Source organism: Actinophytocola sp., assembly GCF_045807065.1.
Classification (GTDB): Bacteria; Actinomycetota; Actinomycetes; order Mycobacteriales; family Pseudonocardiaceae; genus Actinophytocola.
On record NZ_JBJMIE010000363.1, the window covers coordinates 1 to 3,654 of the forward strand.

Annotated in this window: 3 protein-coding genes; 1 reads left to right on the plus strand and 2 read right to left on the minus strand. The window is 68.4% G+C overall.

Annotation, left to right across the window (positions count from 1 at the left end):
• Positions 1–20: 20 nt before the first annotated feature.
• The gene (locus ACJ73U_RS21155; protein ID WP_407779399.1) at positions 21–497 is read right to left on the minus strand and encodes a glycoside hydrolase family 3 N-terminal domain-containing protein; all 477 of its coding nucleotides are present in this window, start codon (positions 495–497) and stop codon (positions 21–23) included.
• A gap of 579 nt (positions 498–1,076) precedes the next feature.
• Positions 1,077–1,892: an HAD-IB family hydrolase gene (locus ACJ73U_RS21160; protein WP_407779400.1), complete on the minus strand. Its 816-nt coding sequence runs from the start codon at positions 1,890–1,892 to the stop codon at positions 1,077–1,079.
• A 300-nt stretch (positions 1,893–2,192) separates the two neighbouring features.
• On the opposite strand from ACJ73U_RS21160, the gene ssd reads away from it, so the two are divergent.
• Positions 2,193–3,356: a septum site-determining protein Ssd gene (ssd, locus tag ACJ73U_RS21165; protein ID WP_407779401.1), complete on the plus strand. Its 1,164-nt coding sequence runs from the start codon at positions 2,193–2,195 to the stop codon at positions 3,354–3,356.
• Positions 3,357–3,654 lie beyond the last annotated feature (298 nt).

Consider the following 3,654-nt stretch of genomic DNA (forward strand, 5'->3'; position numbering starts at 1 on the left):
CACTCTAACACTAAACCACGCTAATCCAAACTCGAGACGTTGCCACCCTCCTGGTCGATGGCGACGATCAGCGGGATGTGCGTGTTCGAGCTGATCGCGGCCCGCTGCAGGCCGTTGGACAGGGCCGTCACCTGGGCCGGGTCGTCCACGTTGTCGGTGCCGCTGTTGTTGAAGTAGATGACGCCGCCGACGCCGTACTTCTGGATCACCTGCGCGGGCGTGTCGACGCCGTAGTTCGTCTGGTTGGTGGGGTTGACCTCGTTCGCGCTCTTGCCCCACACGGAGACGACGAACAGCTGGGCGATCTTCTGGTCGAGCGACATGCCGTGCATGACCCGCTTGGCCACCGCCTCGGCCGCCAGGCCGGGGCCTATCTGCGGCCTCGCTGTGCCGGCCACCGCCGCGGGTGGGTGCACGCCGTTAACCATGGCAGCGGTCGCCACCACCGCGATCGCGGCGGACAGGGAGCGACGGGCGGACGATCTGGACAAGGACACAGCGGCCTCCTTGGCCGGCCGAGCGGGACAATCCGTAACCTCTTAACCGAGAGCTTGCAGCACTGGTAAGTTACCCACAAGGTCATCTCGTGGACAAGCAGGTGTTCGGACTAACCTAACCCGCCGCACCGACAAAAGCGCGTGCCGTGACTTTCCCCAGAAAGTAACTGGGCGACCCCGGTCCGCCTGGGAAAGGCGGTCTGGGGTCGCCCAGTCAGCCGCACGAGCACTTCGGGTTACCAGGCGTGCAACGGTGTCGTACCTACCCGGCCTCGGCGTCCGGCGTCCCGGTACGCAGTCCTTGACGACATGCCTCCCGCGGCGTGCTGCGCGTGGGTGCCCGGTGCTCGTGCACGGAGTTCCACCGGGGTGGACCAGGCTTCTCTTCGACTGGCCCCTGGCCGACTGGAAGTCCGCATCTCCTTTGTACTCAGTGGTCAAGGTCACTTCAAGACCACGGTCGGGTGCACCGTTACAGACTCCATCAGTGGTTGAGGGCAACTCATCGTGAGCGTATTCTTCTCGCTCACGGTAATGAATGTTCACTTTCGCCGGGCCAGTGCCATTCCTTGAAATGTCTCAACGTTTCCGGCGGCGGTGGATGCCGTACCAGGTGGCTCCCGCGGTCGCGATCGCGCCGAGACTGATGGCGGTCATGGCGACGGCCGCGCCGGACGGTTGGAAGCGGGACCGCAGCGACACCGGTTTGGTGAACTCGAGGATCGGCCAGCCACGTTGGGTAGCCAGCGCCCGCAGTCCTCGGTCCGGATTTACTACGTTCGGGTGACCGACGGCCTCCAACATCGGGAGGTCGGTGATGGAGTCGGAGTAGGCGTAGCTCGCGCCGAGGTCGTAGCCGTGGGTCGCCGCGAGTTCCTTCATCGCGGTGGCCTTGTTCTCGCCGTAGCAGTAGAACTCGATCTCGCCGGTGTACTTGCCCTTCGCCTCGACCATGCGGGTGCCGAGGCTGTGCGTCGCGCCGATCATCTCCGAGATGGGCGTGACGATCTCGGCCCCGGACGCCGAGACGACCACGATGTCCAGGTCCTCGTCCCGGTGCCGCGCGACCAGGTCGGTGGCCTCCGCGTAGACCAGCGGGTCGACGACGTCGTGCAGCGTCTCCTCGACGATGGCGCGCACCTGCTGGACGTCCCAGCCGGTGCACAGGGCGGCGAGGTGGGCGCGGATGCGCTCGACCTGGTCGGCGTCGGCCCCGGACGCGGCGAACACGAACTGGGCGTAGGCGCCCTTGAGCACCGCCCGCCGGTTGATCAGACCGTTGCGGAAGAACGGCCGGCTGAAAGCCAGCGTGCTGGACTTGGCGATCACCGTCTTGTCCAGGTCGAAGAAGGCGGCGGCGCGCGGGCCGTGGCGTTCGGTCACCCGGCCCAGCATAGGAGTGACATATCGGTTGTCGCGGGTTGGCGCAGGTGGTGCACGTTGGGGCCGACTTGTTGCGGCACTTCGAGCAAGTTGCAACCAAGACTGGGAGCCAACGGGATACAGTGGTCTCATCCGGCGTCATGCCGGACCGGTTCAGTCCGACCCCCCGGGGCTGAACCTCTGACGACCCCCGTCCCTCCCCCCTGGCGGGGGTCGTCCCTTTTCACATCTGCCATTCGGCAGTTGTCCACAGCCGCCCCAGTTGTCCACATGTTGATCTTGGGCCGTTGATCCCCACCCCGCTCCCGCCCGATGGTGGAACCAGACCCGGGCACTCCGCCCGGCAACGGACCCGAGGGGGATGTGGTGGACGCGAACCGGCCGGTGGCCTTCGTATCCGACGAGGCACTGCTCGACGACCTGTTGAAGGTCGCCGTCGCGGCGGCCTGCGAGCTGGAACGCGTCCCGGACGCCGCGGCAGCACGACAACGCTGGTCCAGTGCCCCGCTGATCCTCCTGGACCAGGCGGGCGTAGCCGGATGCGCGGCCGAGTCGCTGCCACCCCGCGCCTCGATCGTCGTGGTAGCCACCGATCCGGAGCCGCCGGAACTGTGGAAACAGGCGATGGAGATCGGCGCGGAACGCGTGATAACCCTGCCCGGCGCCGAACCCTGGCTGGTGAACGCCCTGGCCGACGCGATGGAGGGCCCGGCGAGCAGCACGGGCAAGGTCCTGACGGTCCTCGGCGCGAGGGGCGGCGCGGGCGCGTCCGTCTTCGCCGTGGCAGTAGGCCTGACCGCACTACAGGCGGGTGACAACACCCTCCTGATCGACTGCGACCCCAAGGGCGGCGGCCTGGACCTGGTGCTGGGCGCGGAGACGGAGAAAGGGCTCCGCTGGCCGGACATGCGACTGAGCGCGGGCAGGGTGGCAGCCGCCTCGCTGCACACGTCGCTGCCGGCGAGAAGGCGGGGCAAGGCCCAACTGACCCTGCTTTCCGGCGCACGCCAGGGTGAGGCCCCGCCCCCGGACGCGGTGGCCGCCGTCATCGAAGCCGGCCGCCGTGCGGGCGAGGTCGTGATCTGCGACCTCCCGAGGCGGCTGGAAGCAGCGTCCTGGACAGCGATAGACCGCGCCGACCTGACGGTCATCCTCGCCCCGGCCGAGATCCGCGCCGCGGTGAGCGCCAGACAACTGGCAAGGGAACTGACAGACCGAGGCGCGAGTCCGCAGTTGGTTGTCCGCGGCCCGTCCCCGGGCGGCCTCCGCGCGGACGAGATCGCGGCCTCAGCAGGCATCCCCCTCCTGGCCGCGATGCGCCCCGAACCCCAGCTGGCCCAGTCCCTGGAACGCGGCGACTTCCACCCGAGGCCAAGGGGCCCACTGACCCACGCGGCCCGAGCAACCCTCCAGGAACTGGCCGCGACCCCCACCAGACCCCATCGAGACCAAGGCGACCTGAGGGCAGCCTCATGACCCGCGCCGCCCCCACAACGTCCTCACCCGCTTCACCCTTCAGCGGGCCAGAGGGACGGCAGGTGCCGGGCCGAGCCTCCAAAGACCATCTCGGTCCGGCGCCCAGCCACCATCCGCCACCGACTGGCGACATGGCCGACCACGTGTCCGCACTCGGTCTGACGCCGCACAAGCAAGTCCCGCCGGCAGCCTCCATGCAACTGCCGGTGTGGACGGCAGGTGCACGACCCCGCACCTGCCACCACCGTCCGCACACTTCAACCCCCAGCAGGTGCGGACGGCAACCGCCTGGGCCGGG